Origin of the sequence: Nioella sp. (genome assembly GCF_964229645.1) — a bacterium.
Taxonomy (GTDB): Bacteria; Pseudomonadota; Alphaproteobacteria; order Rhodobacterales; family Rhodobacteraceae; genus Nioella.
Map to the genome: position 1 here is coordinate 1 of NZ_CAXREX010000067.1, position 16171 is coordinate 16171.

At 65.2% G+C, this 16171-nt stretch carries 18 protein-coding genes; 4 read left to right on the forward strand and 14 right to left on the reverse strand.

The features are described 5' to 3' along the window. The 4 genes from ACEQXV_RS04455 to ACEQXV_RS04470 all read left to right on the forward strand — a co-directional run. On the forward strand, positions 1 to 722 hold a 722-nt coding region (locus ACEQXV_RS04455; RefSeq protein WP_370268083.1), incomplete at its 5' end, for a mandelate racemase/muconate lactonizing enzyme family protein. 138 nt (positions 723 to 860) lie between these two features. Then, positions 861 to 1964 (forward strand): mandelate racemase/muconate lactonizing enzyme family protein, encoded by a 1104-nt coding sequence (locus ACEQXV_RS04460; RefSeq protein WP_370254900.1) that lies wholly within the window; start codon positions 861 to 863, stop codon positions 1962 to 1964. A 4-nt stretch (positions 1965 to 1968) separates the two neighbouring features. Next, positions 1969 to 3243, forward strand: coding sequence for an aspartate aminotransferase family protein (locus ACEQXV_RS04465; RefSeq protein WP_370268084.1), 1275 nt, complete (start codon positions 1969 to 1971; stop codon positions 3241 to 3243). A 78-nt stretch (positions 3244 to 3321) separates the two neighbouring features. Next, positions 3322 to 3687 carry a dihydrodipicolinate reductase gene (locus tag ACEQXV_RS04470; RefSeq protein ID WP_370254114.1) on the forward strand — a complete coding sequence of 122 codons (366 nt, stop codon included), beginning with the start codon at positions 3322 to 3324 and terminating at the stop codon, positions 3685 to 3687. On the opposite strand, the gene gph is transcribed toward ACEQXV_RS04470, so the two are convergent. The 14 genes from gph to ACEQXV_RS04540 form a co-directional block, all read right to left on the reverse strand. Next, positions 3684 to 4355, reverse strand: a complete 672-nt coding sequence (gene gph / locus ACEQXV_RS04475; protein WP_370268086.1) for a phosphoglycolate phosphatase — start codon at positions 4353 to 4355, stop codon at positions 3684 to 3686. The genes ACEQXV_RS04470 and gph overlap by 4 nt on opposite strands. Before the next feature lie 40 nt (positions 4356 to 4395). Beyond that, on the reverse strand, positions 4396 to 5313 hold the full coding sequence (locus ACEQXV_RS04480; protein ID WP_370268087.1) for an MBL fold metallo-hydrolase: 918 nt from the start codon (positions 5311 to 5313) through the stop codon (positions 4396 to 4398). 120 nt (positions 5314 to 5433) lie between these two features. Next, entirely contained in the window at positions 5434 to 6660 is a 1227-nt protein-coding gene (hemA, locus tag ACEQXV_RS04485; protein ID WP_370268089.1) for a 5-aminolevulinate synthase, read from the reverse strand. Beyond that, positions 6657 to 7091, reverse strand: coding sequence for a DUF302 domain-containing protein (locus ACEQXV_RS04490; protein WP_370252742.1), 435 nt, complete (start codon positions 7089 to 7091; stop codon positions 6657 to 6659). Before ACEQXV_RS04490 ends, hemA begins: the two co-directional genes overlap by 4 nt. 72 nt (positions 7092 to 7163) lie before the next feature. After that, the gene (locus ACEQXV_RS04495) at positions 7164 to 8426 is read right to left on the reverse strand and encodes an FCSD flavin-binding domain-containing protein (protein WP_370268090.1); all 1263 of its coding nucleotides are present in this window, start codon (positions 8424 to 8426) and stop codon (positions 7164 to 7166) included. 60 nt (positions 8427 to 8486) lie between these two features. Next, positions 8487 to 9161, reverse strand: a complete 675-nt coding sequence (locus tag ACEQXV_RS04500; protein WP_370268091.1) for a c-type cytochrome — start codon at positions 9159 to 9161, stop codon at positions 8487 to 8489. A 4-nt stretch (positions 9162 to 9165) separates the two neighbouring features. Continuing rightward, positions 9166 to 10215, reverse strand: coding sequence for a c-type cytochrome (locus tag ACEQXV_RS04505; protein ID WP_370268093.1), 1050 nt, complete (start codon positions 10213 to 10215; stop codon positions 9166 to 9168). Continuing rightward, positions 10199 to 11470, reverse strand: a complete 1272-nt coding sequence (soxC, locus tag ACEQXV_RS04510; RefSeq protein WP_370252747.1) for a sulfite dehydrogenase — start codon at positions 11468 to 11470, stop codon at positions 10199 to 10201. The genes ACEQXV_RS04505 and soxC overlap by 17 nt, the downstream gene beginning before the upstream one ends. 50 nt (positions 11471 to 11520) lie before the next feature. Then, the gene (soxB, locus tag ACEQXV_RS04515; protein ID WP_370252748.1) at positions 11521 to 13218 is read right to left on the reverse strand and encodes a thiosulfohydrolase SoxB; all 1698 of its coding nucleotides are present in this window, start codon (positions 13216 to 13218) and stop codon (positions 11521 to 11523) included. A gap of 101 nt (positions 13219 to 13319) precedes the next feature. After that, positions 13320 to 14168, reverse strand: a complete 849-nt coding sequence (gene soxA / locus ACEQXV_RS04520) for a sulfur oxidation c-type cytochrome SoxA (RefSeq protein ID WP_370268094.1) — start codon at positions 14166 to 14168, stop codon at positions 13320 to 13322. A gap of 41 nt (positions 14169 to 14209) precedes the next feature. Then, positions 14210 to 14533 (reverse strand): thiosulfate oxidation carrier complex protein SoxZ, encoded by a 324-nt coding sequence (gene soxZ / locus ACEQXV_RS04525; protein WP_370252751.1) that lies wholly within the window; start codon positions 14531 to 14533, stop codon positions 14210 to 14212. A 24-nt stretch (positions 14534 to 14557) separates the two neighbouring features. Next, positions 14558 to 14980, reverse strand: coding sequence for a thiosulfate oxidation carrier protein SoxY (gene soxY, locus ACEQXV_RS04530; RefSeq protein ID WP_370252752.1), 423 nt, complete (start codon positions 14978 to 14980; stop codon positions 14558 to 14560). A 39-nt stretch (positions 14981 to 15019) separates the two neighbouring features. Further along, positions 15020 to 15478, reverse strand: coding sequence for a sulfur oxidation c-type cytochrome SoxX (gene soxX, locus ACEQXV_RS04535; RefSeq protein ID WP_370268095.1), 459 nt, complete (start codon positions 15476 to 15478; stop codon positions 15020 to 15022). 105 nt (positions 15479 to 15583) lie between these two features. Further along, positions 15584 to 16159: a thioredoxin family protein gene (locus ACEQXV_RS04540; RefSeq protein WP_370268097.1), complete on the reverse strand. Its 576-nt coding sequence runs from the start codon at positions 16157 to 16159 to the stop codon at positions 15584 to 15586. Positions 16160 to 16171 lie beyond the last annotated feature (12 nt).

A 16171-nucleotide genomic window follows, 5' to 3' on the forward strand; every position in this document is an offset into this window, starting at 1 on the left:
GCACGCCGCGCCCCATCGCGTCGTCGGTCGGGGCCAAGACGGTCGAGGAAACCCGCGCCGTCATGCAGCGTTACCGCGACCGGGGCTATATCGCCCATTCGATCAAGATCGGCGGCGACGTGACCCGCGACATCGCCCGCATCCGAGATGTGGAGCGTCACCGTGCAGAAAACGAGATCATCCTTTACGACGTCAATCGCGGCTGGACACGTCAACAGGCCCTGTCGGTCATGCAGGCCACCCAGGACCTCTGCGTCATGTTCGAACAGCCCTGCGAAACGCTCGACGACATTGCCGCGATCCGCGCCAAGCACGCCGCCCCCGTCAGCGTCGACGAAGCACTCGTGACCCTTCAGGACGCCACCCGCATCGCCCGCGACGGTCTGGCTGAGGTCTTCGGCATCAAGCTCAATCGCGTGGGCGGGCTGACCAAGGCCGCCCGCATGCGCGACGTGGCGCTGGCCCATGGCATCGACATGTTCGTTATGGCCACCGGCGGTTCGGTGCTGGCCGATGCCGAGGCGCTGCACCTTGCTGCCACCATCCCCGATGCCAATTGCAAGGCGGTCTGGGCCTGCCAGGACATGATCACGGTGGATATCGCGGGCGGTCGTGGGCCGCGCAATATCGACGGGCACCTGCATCTGCCCGAGACACCCGGCCTCGGCGTCCATCCCGACGAAGACGCGCTCGGCCCCCCCGTCGCCATCTACGAGGTCTGACATGCCCCTTCATTGTTCCCGAAATATCCCGGGGGAGTCGGCACCAGCCGACGGGGGCAGCGCCCCCACCCGCGCGACCGGACCGGGCGCGCGCGGATCGGCGCCGAAGGCGGCGAAACCCTCATCAGGACAGCGCAAATGAAGATTACCCGACTAACCCTCTGGCACGTACCATTGACCAGCCACGAGACCTACTACATGGCCGACGGAAAGACCTGCGACACGGTCGAGACCGCTGTCATTGCAGTCGAGACCGATACCGGCCTCACCGGATGGGGAGAGGTCTGCCCGATCCCGCACTACCTGCCCGCCTATGCGCGCGGCGTCGCCCCGGCGCTGCGGGACCTTGCGCCCGTCCTTCTCGGCGCGGACCCGGTCGGGCCAGAGGCGTTGATGGCCCGGGCCGATGACTGGCTTCAGGGCCATGTCTACGCAAAATCCGCGCTCGACATCGCGCTGTGGGACATCACGGGACAGGCCGCGGGGCTGCCGCTCCATGCCCTGCTCGGGGGGCGTCAGGCCAAGGACATGCCGCTCTACCACTCCATCACCTGCATCGCGCCCGAGGACATGGCCCGCATCGCGCGCAAGGCACAGGCCACCGGCATCACCCAGTTCCAGGTCAAGCTCGGGGCCGATGGCGACTGGCTGGCCGATGTCGCCCGGCTCAGGCTGGTGCGCGAGGCCGTCGGCGACGGCCCTCTCGTCTATGGCGACTGGAATTGCGGCGCGACCTCGCTTGACGCGATCCGCGTGGGCCGGGCGGTGGCGGATCTCGACATCATGCTGGAACAGCCCTGCGCGACGCTCGAGGACTGTGCCCGCGTGCAGTCGGCCACCGGCCTGCCGATGAAGCTCGACGAGCAAGCCCACGATACGGCAAGCCTGCTCAAGGCCCACGCGTTTGGCTGCATGGATGCAGTGGCGCTGAAGCTGTCGAAATTCGGCGGTCTTTCAGCCACGCGTGCAGCGCGTGACCTGTGCTACCATCTCGGCGCGAAGATGTGCATCGAGGACACCTGGGGCACAGACATCACCACTGCCGCGCTCAGCCATCTGGCCGCAGCTACCGATCCGCGCCGCTTGCTCAATACCTGCGATCTGTCGGGCTACGTCGCCCCGCGCCTCGCCCCCGACGGGCCGACCCGCAGCAAGGGACGCCTCGCGCCGCCCGAAGGCCCCGGCCTCGGCATCACCCCCGACCGCGCCCTTCTGGGCGAACCCGACCTTGTTCTGGAGTGACCCCATGACACCCCTTCTCAGCCAATCCGAATGGGCCGAGCGAGCCCGCGCCGTCCTGCCCGGCGGGGGCTTCGGAAATTTCGACCCCTCGGTCTTCATCCGCGAGGGGCACGGCGCGCGTGTCACGGATGAGGACGGACAGGACTACGTGGATTACCTCATCGGCTCCGGCCCCATGCTGCTTGGCCATGGCCACCCGGAGGTGCTGGAAGCGATCCATGAACAGCTTCCAAAGGGCATGACCTTCTTCGCCAACAACGCCCCCGGCATCGAACTGGCCGAAGAGATCTGCCGCGCCGTGCCCTGCGCGGAGCAGCTGCGCTATGTGTCCTCGGGCGGCGAGGCCGACATGTATGCCATGCGCCTCGCCCGCGCCTTCACCGGGCGCGACAAGATCGTCAAGTTCGAAGGCGGCTATCACGGGATGAGCGCCGAGGCGCAGATGTCGCTCGCGCCTACCCGCATGGTGAATTTCCCCCAGGCCGTGCCCGACAGCGCAGGCATTCCCGCAAGCGTTGCCGCCGAGATGCTGATCGCCCCCTTCAACGATCCCGACTATATCCGGTCGCTGCTGGCCGAACATGGGCACGAGGTCGCCGCGATCATCGTGGAACCCCTGCAACGGATCATCCCGCCGGAACCGGGCTTCCTGCAGCTTCTGCGTGCCGAGGCCGACCGTCACGGCATCGTGCTGATCTTCGACGAGGTCGTGACCGGCTTCCGCTTCGCCTATGGCGGCGCGCAGGAACTTTACGGCGTGACCCCTGATATCGCCACGCTCGGCAAGGTCATCGGCGGGGGCTTTCCGCTGGCGGCCATCGTGGGCCGCGCCGATATCATGGCGCATTTCGACAAGGGGACCGTGGGGGCCGACAGGTGGCTGATGCAGCTTGGCACGCTGTCGGGCAATCCCGTGGCCGCCATTGCCGGGCTGAAAAGCCTCGAAATCCTGCGCCGCGAGGGGCAGTATGCGCGGCTGCGTGAACTTGGGCAGACGGTGCAGACCCTGGTCCGGGAGGCGCTCGATCCGACCGGGGTTCCATACCAGGTCGTAGGCGACCCGACGCTCTTCGAGGTCATCTTTACCGAAAGCCCCCCGCGCGATTACCGCGCGGTCCTGGCGGGCAATGCGGCCCGGGCGAAGACCTATAACGACAGGCTGCGCGCCCATGGCATCTTCAAGTCACCGGGCAAGACCTACCCGTGCCTTGCCCTGACCGATGACGACCTGGACATCACCCGCAAGGCGCTCCGACAGGCGGCAGAGGCGCTTCGCTGACCCCGGACCCGGTCCCATTGTGATCCAAAGATACCCGTCCTGCGTATTCGCCACAGGAAAACAGGACGGAGGCCCCCAATGGCACGGGTCATCTTGGGTATCTGCATTGCACTTGGCCTGGCCGCGCCGCTGGCCGCAGAAGAGTTCCAGCCGGTGCGCGAACGCGACGCTTTCCTGGGCCTGATCGAAGGGCGCGAGCTGCGTCAGGGCCTGCTTGGGATCCGGCTGCAGGTGTTGCCCGACGGGCGCATCGAGGGCGAGGCCGTGCGCTGGCCCGTCACCGGGCGCTGGAGCTGGCAGGACGGGTATTTCTGCCGGGAAATGGACTGGTCGGGTTACCCGATCGAATATAACTGCCAGCTGGTCGAGGCCCGCAACGGCCGCGACCTGCGCTTCACCGTGGACCGGGGCGCAGGCGACAGCGCAACCTTCCGCCTGCGTTAGGGGGCCGACAGGCAGTCGGCCACCAGGCCCGGCAGGGTGTCGAACGCATTGAAACACACCCGGTGCGGCAGATCCGCGACCGGCACCTTGCGGTAGCCTTCGGTGAACAGCAGGAATGGAATCCCGGCCCGAAGCGCGGTGTCCGCATCCACCTCGCTATCGCCCACATAGAGGCATGCCCCCGTCCCAAGCGCCTCGAAACAGGCCATCAATGGCGCCGGGTCAGGCTTGCGGGTGGGCAGGCTGTCCCCGCCCAGGACACTCTCGAAATATGGGTCGAGCCCCAGATGAGCCAGCACCGAGCGGGCAGGCGCAACCGGTTTGTTCGTGCAGATGCCAAGCCTGTGGCCCGCCTCGCGCAGCGCATCGAGCGCCGCGATCACGCCAGGGTAAGGCCGGGTCAGGCCATGCGCGCGGTCATATAACCCCACGAACCGCGCCAACAGCGCGGCCTGCCGGGCCTCCGCCAGTCCTCGGGCCGCGCGCATCCGCTCGATGAAGACGGGCGCGCCATTGCCGACGAAGCTCTTGGCCTCCTCCAGGCTGAGAGGCTCTGCGCCCTCTTCGCTCAGGACGCGATTGGCGATGGCGTGGATGTCGGGCGCGCTGTCAATGAGCGTGCCATCGAGGTCGAAAACGATGCGGGCAGGCGTAAGGGGGGCGATCATGCCCCCTATCATCACGCCAGATGCGCCCGGTCAAGCAGGCTCAGCCCGCCTGGACAAAGCGATAGGCCCCGTCCATCCGCTCGGCCCGACCGATGCCGCCGCCGGGCAGGTGATAGCCCACCACGGTCATGTCGTCGGCCACGATCCGATCAAGCAGCGCCAGCCGGGTTTGGGCCGCAAGCCCCTGGTCCTGGTCTGATCCGGAAGGCAGGCCCGGCGCCTCGAATCCAACGTGATGATTGCCGATCGCATCGCCCAGGATCATCAGCGCCCCGCTGTCGCCCGCCACCGCAAAGGCCATGTGGCCTGGCGTGTGGCCCGGCGTCAGAACCGCCGAAACCCCCGGCAACACCTCGTCGCCGTCCTCGAAGCGTTCCACCATGTCACCCAGCATCTCCAGCCGCCGCGCCGCGCCGATGGCGAAGGCCTGGCGTGCAGCGCCGATCGTGTTGACGGTCTCGGGGTCCGACCAGTAGTCCAGCTCCCCTGCCCCCATGTAATGACGTGCATTGTAGAACAGGGCCTCGTCGAAATCGTCGAGCGCGCCCCACAGATGATCGGGATGGGCATGGGTAAAGACCACGTCCGTCACGTCGGCGGGATCGACGCCAAGCGCGTAGAGCGCATCCGGCAGCTCACCTACCGACGGCTGGAAGGCCAGGCCCGATCCGGCATCGAACAGCACCACCCGCCCCTGCCCGCGCAGCAGCGTCACGTTGCAGGGCGGCGTCAGTGGGGCACCCTCGGCGATCCCGTGCCGGGCCAGGATCGGTGCGATCTCCTCGGCGGGCATCGGCCCCAGGATGAAATCCGCGGGCAGTTGCAGGTTGCCATCGCTCAGCGTGTCGACCTGCCAGCCACCCATCTGCATCGAGGCATGCAACCAGCGCGGCGCAATCGCGGCCCCTGCCAGGCTCGCCGCCCCCGTCATCAGCATTCGCCGTGTGATCATGCTCATTGCCCGTTGCTCCCGTGTCAAAGGTGCTCGACCTTCATTGTTCCAAAAATATCCCGGGGGGTCCGGGGGGCAGCGCCCCCCGGCGGATCGGCGCGCGTCAGCGCGTCGATCCGTCTTCGTTCAGGCCACCACCCGGGCCAGCGCACACTGGCTCCACAAATCGTGGAGCGCATCGGCCAGCCGGTCGACCTCGCCCGCGTCATGCAGGGGCGAGGGTGTGAAGCGCAGGCGCTCCTCGCCCTTTGGCACGGTGGGGTAATTGATCGGCTGGACGTAGATCCCGTAGCGGTCCAGCAGGATGTCGGACAGCCATTTGCACTTGACCGGGTCCTTGACCATGACCGGGACGATATGGCTGGGATTGTCCAGGTGCGGAATGCCGAGCGCGTCGAGCCGTGCACGCAACCGCGCCACCTGCTTTTGCTGCGCGGCGCGCAGCCTTGCGCCCTCGAACCCTTTCAGGATGCGGATCGATTCCGTGGCCCCGGCTGCAATCGCTGGCGGCAGCGCGGTGGTGAAGATGAAGCCGCTGGCAAAGCTGCGGATGAAATCCACCAGGTCGGCAGAGCCGGTGATATAGCCCCCCACCACGCCGAACGCCTTGCCAAGCGTGCCCTCGATCAGGGTCACGCGGTCCATCAGCCCCTCGCGCTCGGCGATGCCGCCGCCGCGCGGCCCGTAAAGACCCACGGCATGCACTTCGTCGAGATAGGTCATCGCGTTGTGCCGCTCGGCCACGTCGAGGATTTCCGCAATCGGCGCAATGTCGCCATCCATGGAATAGACGCTTTCGAAGGCCACGATCTTGGGCGCGTCGGGGTCGAGCGCCGCGAGGCGGCGGTCGAGGTCTTCCACGTCATTGTGGCGCCAGATCTGCTTGTCGCAACGGGCGTGGCGGATACCCTCGATCATCGAGGCGTGGTTGAGGCTGTCGGACAGGATCGTGCAGCCCGGCAGGCGCGCACCGAGCGTGCCAAGCGCGGCCCAGTTCGACACGTAGCCCGATGTAAAGAGAAGGGCCGCGTCCTTGCCGTGCAAATCCGCCAGTTCGCGTTCAAGCTCTACATGGGCATGGGTGGTGCCCGAAATATTCCGTGTGCCGCCGGCCCCTGCCCCACAGGCGTCCAGCGTGCGATGCATGGCCTCCAGCACTTTCGGATGCTGGCCCATGCCCAGGTAGTCATTGCCGCACCAGACGGTGACCTCGTCGGCCCCGGCGCCATGGTTCCTGGCCAGCGGGAACGCGCCGCAGCGGCGTTCCAGCTCGGCGAAGATGCGGTAATTGCCTTCGTCCTTCAGGGCGTCAAGCTGCGCCCTGAAGAGCTTGTCATAGCTGCCAGCCGTCATTGACCGGCTGCCTCGCGCGCGATTTCGTCAAGCAGCGCCTGAACCGGGGCCATCGAGGCCTCGGGCATCACCCGGTAGCCGATGGAGACCTCGCCGCCCATGTCCTGCACGAAGATGCCATAGGGGCAGTTGGCGATGTTCATGGGGTCGGCTTCCATCACCTGGCGCGAGATCACCGCCGAGCAGAACAGGTAGATATCGGCCTGGTCGAAGAGAACCACGTCGCTGCCGGTATCTTCCCGGGTGCGCTCCAGCATCTCGCCCACATGGCTGGTGTAGTCGATGACGAGCCCACGGCCCACGATCGCGCTTTCCACGCCGAATGCGGCATCTTCGAAACTGCCGTCAAACGCGTAGGTCACGGCCTGCTGCGCCAGGGCACCGGTGGCGGTGGCGACGGACAGGGCGGCTGCAAGTGCAAGATGTTTCATGATGTGATCCTCCCCCGGGGGTGAATGGAAGGGCCCGCCCCTGCCGGGGGGCGGCGCGGGCCCCGTGGGTCATCAGCCGAACATGTCGGCCGTGATGCTGTCATACCAGCCAAGCGACTCGCGATAGGTCTCTGCACGGACCTCGTCGCTTTCACCGACCTGGCTGATGAAGGTGTCGACCGCTTCGATGCGATCTTCGCCGGCCTCGTAGGTCGCGCCCACCTTGATGCCGTCATCGGTGTCGATGAGCGACCAGCAGGTGTTCGAGAACCGCGCCGGGAAGAGCCGGCTGCCTGTCAGCGCGTGACGCACCGCCATGGCAACGACCTTGGCCTGGCTGTTGGCCGAGAAGCCCGACTTGGGCATCGCCCCCTGGCGGCTGGAATCGCCCAGGACGTGGATGTTTTCATCCTCGACCGAGGTCATCGTCGCCGGGATCACGGTGGCCCAGTCACTTTCGACCAGCCCCGCCGTGTGCAGGATGCCGCCGGCCTGCTGCGCCGGGATGACGTTGCAGACATCGACGCTTTCGACCTGGCCGTCGATCACGACTTCCATGCTGTCGGGGCGCACCTCCACGTTGGCCCCACCGAAATCGGGACCGATGCGCTCGATCATGCCCGGGTAATGGCGGGCCCAGCCATCTTCGAACAGTCCCTGCTTGGAGAAGCGGTCCTTCGGGTCCACGATCAAGATCTTGGCCGTCGGGTTGTTCTCGCTGAGATAGTGGGCAACCATCGAGACCCGCTCGTAGGGCCCCGGCGGGCAACGATAGGGGTTCGGGGGCGCGACCATGCAGAAGGTGCCGCCCTCGGGCATGGCCTCGATCTGCGCGCGCAGCAACTCGGTCTGCGACCCGGCCTTGTAGGCATGGGGCATGCGGTTCTGCGCCGCCGTCGACCAGCCCGGTACCGCGCCGTCCTTGAAGTCGATGCCCGGGCTTACGACCAGGCGGTCGTAAGGCACCGAGCCTCCACCGGCCAGCGCCACGGTCCGCGCGTCGCGGTCGATGCCGAGCGCCCAGTCATGGACAACGTTGATGCCGTATTGCGAGGCCAGCGTGCCGTAGCTGTGGCCGATCGACTCGATCGAGCGGAAGCCGCCGAGATAGAGGTTCGAGAAAAAGCACGTGTAGTAGTGGCGCGTGGGTTCGATCAGTGTGACGTCGATTGCGCCGTCACTGTCATTGGCGATGTAGCGCGCAGCCGTAGCCCCGCCTGCCCCGCCGCCGATCACCACCGCGCGGGGTCGGGCCTGAGCCAGAACCGCCGGTGCCGAAAGCGAACCCGCAAGCGCTGCGGATGTTCCCAGGAACGTTCTTCTGTTGATCGTCATGGTTGGAGCCTCCCTTCTCCTACTGTTAACGCGCCCCTCTCCCCAGTGCAGGCCGCTGGATTACTCCGCCAGTGTGGCGAAGTATGCTGCCAACGAGGCGATTTCCTCGTCGGAAAGCCGTGCGGTCACGGTGGTCATGACCTGGTGTTCCCTATGCCCGTCGCGATAGTCGTGCAGGGCCAGCACGAAGGCCTCTTGTTCGAGGCCGGTGATGACGGGAATGCCCTCGTCCGAGCCGCGCGCGCTGTGGCAGGCCACGCATTCGCTGGACAGGTATTCGCCGTATTCCACGTCGCCTTCCATCGCCAGGATCTCGGGCGACAGACGCCCGATCTCTGCCGAATGCACCACCGGCGCATCGCCGGTCAGGTAGGCGATCACGTCCATCCGGTCCTGCAAGTCGGGCAGACCCCGGAAGCTCATGCGCGAGCCGGGCACGTAGCCGCGCGGATCGGACAGGAAACCGTCGAGCGTTTCGACCGTCCAGACCAGCCCGTCATTGCCCGCCGCGATCAGCGCGGGCGAGTAGCGCACCCCGTCAAGGCTGCCTGCCGTGCGGCCCAGAACACCATAAAGATTTGGTCCGGTGCGCGCCGGGCCATCGGGCTCGGCCACGTGGCAGGACCCGCAATTGCGGAAAAGGACGGCGCCGCGTTCGGCGTCGCCCTCCTGGGCCAGGGCCGCGGGGGTCCCGGCCACTGCCGCGAGGATCAGGGGGATGATCCTGCGCAACATGGTCTTAGTCCTGCGTCCGCAGGTATTCGATGATGGCGGCGCGATCGCCCTCATCACCGACCCCGCGGAAGGCCATCCGGGTGCCGCGCATATAGCCACGCGGGTTTTCCAGGACAGCATGCAGTTCGTCCTCGGTCCAGACCAGCCCCTCTTCGGCTGCTGCCTGCAAGGGGTTCGAGTAGCGGAAGCCCTCGACCGTGCCCGCCTCGCGCCCGACGATCCCGTTCAGGATCGGCCCGGTGCGGTTCTGGGCGGAATCACCAACCTGGTGACAGCTGGCACATTGGCGGAACAGGCGTTCGCCCGCTTCGGCCAGTTCCATGTCGATGGCGTTCTCGTCCTCTGCCGGTTCCTCGGTGGTGGCTTCCTCGGTTGCCTCGGCCCCGCTTGCGGCGGCTGCGCGTGCTTCTCGGGCGGCGGCATCCTCTGGCGTCACGTCGAGAACGTTTGCGCGCATCACGATTTCCACGCTTTCGGCGCAGTTCGTCATGCACACTTCCTCGCTGCGCGGTTGCAGCTCGGTCTCGGCCCGGTCATCCATGTAGAACCCGTCTTCGTTGGGCAGGCGGATCTCGGTGAAGTTCTCGTTCGACAGGACGAATTCGTCATCCATGACCACGTCGTTCATGTAGAGCAGGAACGCGGTGATGGCGTAGACCTCGTCATCGGTCAGCGATTGCGCATCGCCGAAGGGCATCGCGCGGTGCACGTAGTCCCACACGGTCGACAGATACGGCCAGTAGGACCCGATGGTCTTGAGCGGATCTTCCGAGGCCAGCGAGCCCTGCCCGCCCGCCAGTGGCGGCCAGCGGCCCGCGCCTTCGGCGAAATCGCCGTGGCACGAGGCGCAGCGTTCGAGGAAGACATCTTCGCCGTCCAGAACGGACCCGGAGCCTTCCGGCAGGCCAAGACCGTCCGGTCGGATGTCGATATCCCAGGCGGCGACCTCTTCGGGCAGCGCTTCGCGCCCCAGGCCGTAGACCTGGGCGCTTGCGGCGGTGCCAAGGGCGGTCAGGGTTGCGGCGGTCAGCAGAAGCTTAAGCGATTTCGACATTTTCAACGCTCCCGTCGGCTGCCACGGCGTAGGTCTGGATGCCGTTATTGTGGTAGATGGAGTTCTCGCCCCGCACTTCGCGCAGCTCGTCCTTGGTGGGCTGCACGTAGCCGGTGCTGTCATGGGCACGGCTCTGGATGATCATCGGCGAGCCGTCCCACTCGAACTCGTAGTAGAAGCGGTGCAGCGACTTGTCCCAGCTCGGGCCGTCCATGCGCGCCTCGACCCAGTTGATGCCGCCGTCGAGCGTCACGTCCACGCGCGGGATGGTGCCGCGGCCCGACCAGGCCAGGCCGGTCAGCACCATCGGGCCGGGGCCGTGGGTGATGGGCTTTTGCGGGCTCGGGCTGGTGATGACGGACTTGGCGTCCATTTCCCAGGTAAAGCGGCGTGCGCGGCCATCTGCGAACAGGTCGGTGTATTTCGAGGTCTCTTCGCGGTGGTGCCAGGGCTGATCGCCCACTTCCAGGCGGCGCAGCCACTTGACCCACATGTTGCCTTCCCAGCCGGGCACGACAAGGCGCACCGGGTAGCCCTGTTCGGGGCGCAGCGCCTCGCCGTTCATCTTGAAGGCGACCATGCAGTCATCGAGCGCCTTTTCCATCGGGATCGAGCGCGTCATGGCCGAGGCATCGGCGCCTTCGGCCAGCAGCCATTCGCCTTCGGGCTGAACGCCCGCCTCTTCGAGGATCGTGCGCAGGCGGACACCGGTATACATGACGTTGTGGATCATGCCGTGGGTGTACTGGCAGCCATTGAGCTGCGCGCCGCGCCATTCCATGCCCGAGTTCGCCGCGCATTCCAGGAAGTAGGCGCGGTTTTCACGGGGGAAGCGCATCAGGTCTTCCAGCGTGAAGACAAGCTCGCGATCCACGAGGCCGTTGATCATCAGGCGATACTGGGCCGGGTCGATTTCCGCGATGCCACCGTGATGGCGCTCGAAGCAGAGCCCATTGGGGGTGATGATCCCGTCCAGTTCGTGAATCGGGGTGAAGTTCACCGAGGAAATGGGATCGGCGGTTAGCCATTCCACGTTGCGGCGCACAACATGCGCCTCGTGTTCCGAGGGCGTGCCATAGGGCCGGGCATCGACGCCCTCACCCAGGTAGCGCGCCCAGGGCTGCACTTCGGTGATTGCCGGGTCCAGCGTGTCTGCACGCGCAGCGGTCCCCGTGATTGCAGCGGCACCCGCAACGGCGGTGCCGGCCAGGAAGCCGCGCCGCGTGGGCCCATTCTTGTGGTGACTGTCGGTCATATCCGTCCTCCGCTCACCTGCTTGTATTTCGGTTTTCTTGCTCATTCGGTTCACTCCCCGGTCACGATCACGGACTGGTTGGGAGGAATGTCCACGGTGCCCATCCGGCGGATATAGGCCTCGGCCACATCCCAGATCGGCGGGCCTTCGGTGCCCTCGTTCACGCTGGCCCATCCGGCCACGGTGTAGCTGGCCGCCGGGTCAATCAGTTCGCCCGTGCGCAGAAGCGTCATCTCGCTGATGCGGCTGCCCTGCGGCTGGCTGATGTCGATGCGGTAGCCCATGCCGCCCACACGCACCATGTCGCCGCCCTGCTGGTAGTAGGGATCGGTGTTGAAGAGGTTGTCGGCGACATCCTCCATGATGGTGTGAAGCAGCTCGCCCGTCATCTCGGTGCGATAGCAGTTGGGGTAGCTCATTGAGGTTGCGTTGAAGAGCTCTTCGCGCGTGATCGCCTGCCCCGCGGGCACCGAGCTGCCCCACCGGAAGCCCGGCGACAGCGCGATATCGGCATCGCGTTCTTCCAGCATGGCCTGGCACAGCAGGTCGTCCCAGGTGCCGTTGAAATTGCCCCGGCGGTAGAGCGTGTTGGCGGTATGGCCCAGAACCTCGCCCAGTTCCGCCTCGTAGGGCGCGCGCTCGGCATCGACCAGGGCCGTCATTGCCGGGTCGGCGGCGATCACGTCCGAGAAGATCGGGATCAGGCGGTAGCCATAGCCTTGCACGGCCCCGTCACGCACGTCGAGATCGAGGCGGCTGACGAATTTGCCGTGGCTGCCGGTGGCGATGACCAGCGTGTTGTTCACGATCACCGGTTCGGGCAGGGCGTCATGGGTATGGCCGGTCAGGATCACGTCGATCCCGGGCACGCGGCCGGCAAGCTTGCGGTCCACGTCGAAGCCATTATGGCTGAGCAGGACCACCACGTCGGCCCCTGCAGCGCGCACTTCCTCGACCACTTCGGCCACGCGCTCTTCGCGGATGCCAAAGCTGAGATCGGGGAACATCCAGCCGGGGTTGGCGATCGGCATGTAGGGGAAAGCCTGGCCGATCACGCCGATATTGACGCCGTTCTGTTCGAACATGCGATAGGGTTCGTAGGCCGGTTCATCCCACATGGCGTCGAAGATATTTGCGCCAAGGAAGGGGAAATTCAGTTCGTTTTCAACGATTTCCGTCACGCGGTCGATGCCGAGGGTGAATTCCCAATGCGAGGTCATCGCATCGACCCCAAGCGCGTTCATCGCGCGCACCATATCGCCGCCATTGCTGCGCAGCGCGGTCAGGGAGCCCTGCCAGGTGTCGCCGCCATCAAGCAGCAGCGCGCCGGGACGCTCGGCCCGGATGTGGTTCACCACGGTCGAGATCCGGTCCATGCCGCCCATGCGGCCATACTGCGCGGACAGTGCTTCGAAATCGCCATAGGTCAGCGCGTAGGCTTCCGGGCTTCCGGGCTGGATGTTATAAAGATCGAGGAATTCGGCCCCGGTCACATGCGGAGGCAGGCCCGTCACCTCGCCCACGCCCAGGTTGATCTGGGGTTCGCGGAAGTAGATCGGCTTCAACTGCGCATGAATGTCGGTGATGTGGATCAGCGTGACATTGCCCACGGCCTGCATGTTGAGCAGGTCGTCCTGGGTCATCAGGCGTTGCTGCGCGGCAAGACGGCCCCACCGTCCGGTGCCCGAGGCACCCAGGATGGCCGATGCGGCGACAGAAGCCTGGAGGAATTCGCGACGGGAAATCATGCGTTCAGATCCGTTTCACAAGCATGTGGCTATCAAGCCCCCCGGCCAGAGGCCGGAGGGTTAGTTGTTTTATTTCAGACCCTTGCAAGGGTTTCTTATTGTCAGTTGCGAACCGAGGGAGACTCGACCGACAGGCCGTTGCCGCGCGAGGAAACATAGAGCTCCAGAGCGGTCAGTTCGTCAGACCCCCGACCGAAGCTTTCGGCACGGGTGTCGTTGATGCAGCCCCGCAGGCGGCGATGGATCGAGCCAACACCGGCCCATTTCAGGCGATACACCGGGAAGCCGTTCAGCTGACCCTGGGACAGGTGGTCGGCCCGCAGCATGTTGCCGTAGTTGTCTTCGTGGCAGTTTGCACAAGACAGGTTCAGCTGGCCGAAGCGGGTGTAGTAGAGATCCCGGCCCTGTTCCCAGAACTCCTGGGCTTCGCCGTCGATCTGCACGTTCATCGGCAGACCGCGCGACTGGTACGAGATCATGGTGGTCATCGCCAACATCGGGCCGCTTTCCCAGCCCCAGGACTCCGCGCCCATGCGCTCGGTCCGGCAGTTGTTGATGTAGTCCTCCATCGCCCAGAGCTCGCCGTTTTCATTGACGTGCGGCATCTGGGTGCGGACCCCGGCCATTTCCTCGGCATCGCCATGGCACGAGGCGCAGGATTCGCCTTCGGAGCCATCAACCTGCTGCCACAGGTCGAGCCCTTCATCGACATACAGCATGCCCGGATTGTCGAAATCGTCCAGCTGGACGGCCTGCGTTTCATCCGAACGGAACACCCAGCCCGAGATGATCTCGTCTACATATTCCATGTGCTCCGGTGCCGGGGCGCGGGTGGTGAACACCTGGCCGTCGATGATCAGCTCTGCGCTTTCATCACCGAGGGCGGGGGCCACCATGACCGTCCCGGCCAGCATCGCGGCCAACGTGGCTTTGCGTGCATTCACTGGCATCTTTGTCCTCCCTTATTGTCGTTTCCTGGATGCCGCCGAGATCAGAAGCTTTGCTCGTTGGTCTCGGTGTAGACGTCGCCATCGTCGTCATACCAGGTGAAGGTGAAGGTTCCGGGTTCGGGCACGGTGGCGTCGAACTCGAAATACGGGTTGGTCGAGACCGCGGGTTCGATGGTGACGTCGATCACCATCTCGCCGTTGAACTCGGCGGTGAAGCGGTTGATGATCTGCCGCGGGATCGTATTGCCGTCGCCGTCGCGGCGCTGGCCAGATTCCATCGGGTGGCTGATCAGGGTTTTGACTTCGACGGTGGCACCGGCTTCGGTGGCACGATCGACTCGGACGCGGGGGCGAACACCTTCCATGTGTCTATCTCCTGCTCTACTCGGTCAGCCGCCGCAGCCGCCGATGGTGACTTTCACTTCCTGGGCGACCATCTGGTAGCTGCCATCGGCCATTTCGGCGACAGCGACCACGTCCTGGGTGCCCGCGAGACGGATCCGGGTAGAGCCGCGCGAAACGGCGGCCAGCGGACCGAAGGCGAAGGTCACGACACCGGGGCTGGGGTTGCCAGCCGCGAAGAGCGTGATGCGGGTTGCGCCCTCTGCTTCGACTTCCACCGGAACGGTGTTGCCGTTTTCTGCAATTTCCGGGGCGGTCAGGATGATGCCGCCTTCGGCTGCGTCCGCACCGCCGGTGAAGGCCGCAATGGCCTCTTCAAGGGTGGTGGCCGACGCCGAGCGGGGCAAGATGCCCGCGACGGCTGCGGCGCTCATCGCCGTGATCAGCGCTTGTCTGCGCGTCAGGTTCATTGGTTGTCCTCCTGGATCTCTCGTTTGTGCGTATCGGCCTCAGTCCTGAAGCGTCATCAGGTAGGCGACGATGTCTTCCACCTGCTGAGCGGTCAGGATCGACTGGCCGACAAATTCTTCACGCGGCCGGATGAAGCCGTCGTTGACGTAGAAAGCCGGCATGATGGTGTCAGGGAACACGTTCTTCGAGTTCACGATGATCCCCCGCAGATCCGCTTCGGACCAGCGGTCACCAACGCCGTCGAGCATCGGGCCGACCTCGCCGTGGAACGGCTGGTCTTCCATGTCAGAGTTCTGGTGACAGGCCAGGCAATTGCCCAGACGCCGCCCCATGAACACCTCGCGACCTGCGGCCGGATCACCCGCCACGCCGGTCAGCGATGCTTCGACCTCGCCATATTCGCCGAAAACGACGTCACCGGGGGCAACCTCGTCGGCGAAGGCCGGAGCGGCGATCATAAGCACGCCAGCTGCAAGAGCTGTAAGTTTCACGTCCATTCCTCCCGTTTGTATTCTGCTGTCCACAATAGGTGGCGGCAGCGATTCATTGCAACATTAAATTCGCATTTTTGAATTTGTAGCGCAGGAATCTTTCCGCCCCACTCACTCGATAATGCCCATTTCCTGAAGTCTTCTCGCATGATAGCGCTGGAAACCCTCGTCTTCATCATAGCCGTGTTCCTGCACCCAGTTGAGCAGGTTGAAGGTGGTCCAGCCGCCAAATGCCCCCGGCATGGTGGCCACCGAGGCCTGAACGGCGGTCAGGTCTTCGGCCACGTCCTCGGGCATGAACATCAGCGTGGGCGTGAAGAGAATCCCCCAACGGCGGGCGATTTCCCGCTCTGTCATGACCTCTCCGTCGAAGTCGGTGACCTCCAGGCTGCCATGCAGGTTGAGCCGGACGACGAAGAAATCCTCGTCGAGCATCTGGGCGATGTTTTCGCGGGAAAAGACGTTCTCGTGCATCTCGTTGCAGTAGATGCAGCCGCGCTGTTCGAAGAGGATCAGCAAGCGCTGACCATTGGCATTGGCGTCGCCCAGGTCCTCGCGCAGGTCGAGGAACGTCTCTTCGATCCAGGGCTCCACATGCAGCCCGTTATCGTCGAGCTCGGCCGCAACCGGCAAAGCCAGGGCCGCACCCAGAACCAGACCGGCCAATCCTGACATCACATGTTTCATCTCTCGTCTCCT

Excerpts from the sequence above, each read along its gene's own strand:
- ACEQXV_RS04490 (WP_370252742.1), bottom strand. The coding sequence starts at position 7,091 with ATGAAACATCTTGCACTTGCAGCCGCCCTGTCCGTCGCCACCGCCACC.
- ACEQXV_RS04465 (WP_370268084.1), top strand. The coding sequence starts at position 1,969 with ATGACACCCCTTCTCAGCCAATCCGAATGGGCCGAGCGAGCCCGCGCC.
- soxA (WP_370268094.1), bottom strand. The coding sequence starts at position 14,168 with ATGCCAGTGAATGCACGCAAAGCCACGTTGGCCGCGATGCTGGCCGGG.
- ACEQXV_RS04500 (WP_370268091.1), bottom strand. The coding sequence starts at position 9,161 with ATGTTGCGCAGGATCATCCCCCTGATCCTCGCGGCAGTGGCCGGGACC.
- ACEQXV_RS04470 (WP_370254114.1), top strand. The coding sequence starts at position 3,322 with ATGGCACGGGTCATCTTGGGTATCTGCATTGCACTTGGCCTGGCCGCG.
- soxX (WP_370268095.1), bottom strand. The coding sequence starts at position 15,478 with ATGGACGTGAAACTTACAGCTCTTGCAGCTGGCGTGCTTATGATCGCC.
- ACEQXV_RS04480 (WP_370268087.1), bottom strand. The coding sequence starts at position 5,313 with ATGAGCATGATCACACGGCGAATGCTGATGACGGGGGCGGCGAGCCTG.
- ACEQXV_RS04505 (WP_370268093.1), bottom strand. The coding sequence starts at position 10,215 with ATGTCGAAATCGCTTAAGCTTCTGCTGACCGCCGCAACCCTGACCGCC.
- gph (WP_370268086.1), bottom strand. The coding sequence starts at position 4,355 with ATGATCGCCCCCCTTACGCCTGCCCGCATCGTTTTCGACCTCGATGGC.
- ACEQXV_RS04540 (WP_370268097.1), bottom strand. The coding sequence starts at position 16,159 with ATGAAACATGTGATGTCAGGATTGGCCGGTCTGGTTCTGGGTGCGGCC.
- soxC (WP_370252747.1), bottom strand. The coding sequence starts at position 11,470 with ATGACCGACAGTCACCACAAGAATGGGCCCACGCGGCGCGGCTTCCTG.
- soxZ (WP_370252751.1), bottom strand. The coding sequence starts at position 14,533 with ATGGAAGGTGTTCGCCCCCGCGTCCGAGTCGATCGTGCCACCGAAGCC.
- ACEQXV_RS04495 (WP_370268090.1), bottom strand. The coding sequence starts at position 8,426 with ATGACGATCAACAGAAGAACGTTCCTGGGAACATCCGCAGCGCTTGCG.
- soxY (WP_370252752.1), bottom strand. The coding sequence starts at position 14,980 with ATGAACCTGACGCGCAGACAAGCGCTGATCACGGCGATGAGCGCCGCA.
- hemA (WP_370268089.1), bottom strand. The coding sequence starts at position 6,660 with ATGACGGCTGGCAGCTATGACAAGCTCTTCAGGGCGCAGCTTGACGCC.
- soxB (WP_370252748.1), bottom strand. The coding sequence starts at position 13,218 with ATGATTTCCCGTCGCGAATTCCTCCAGGCTTCTGTCGCCGCATCGGCC.
- ACEQXV_RS04460 (WP_370254900.1), top strand. The coding sequence starts at position 861 with ATGAAGATTACCCGACTAACCCTCTGGCACGTACCATTGACCAGCCAC.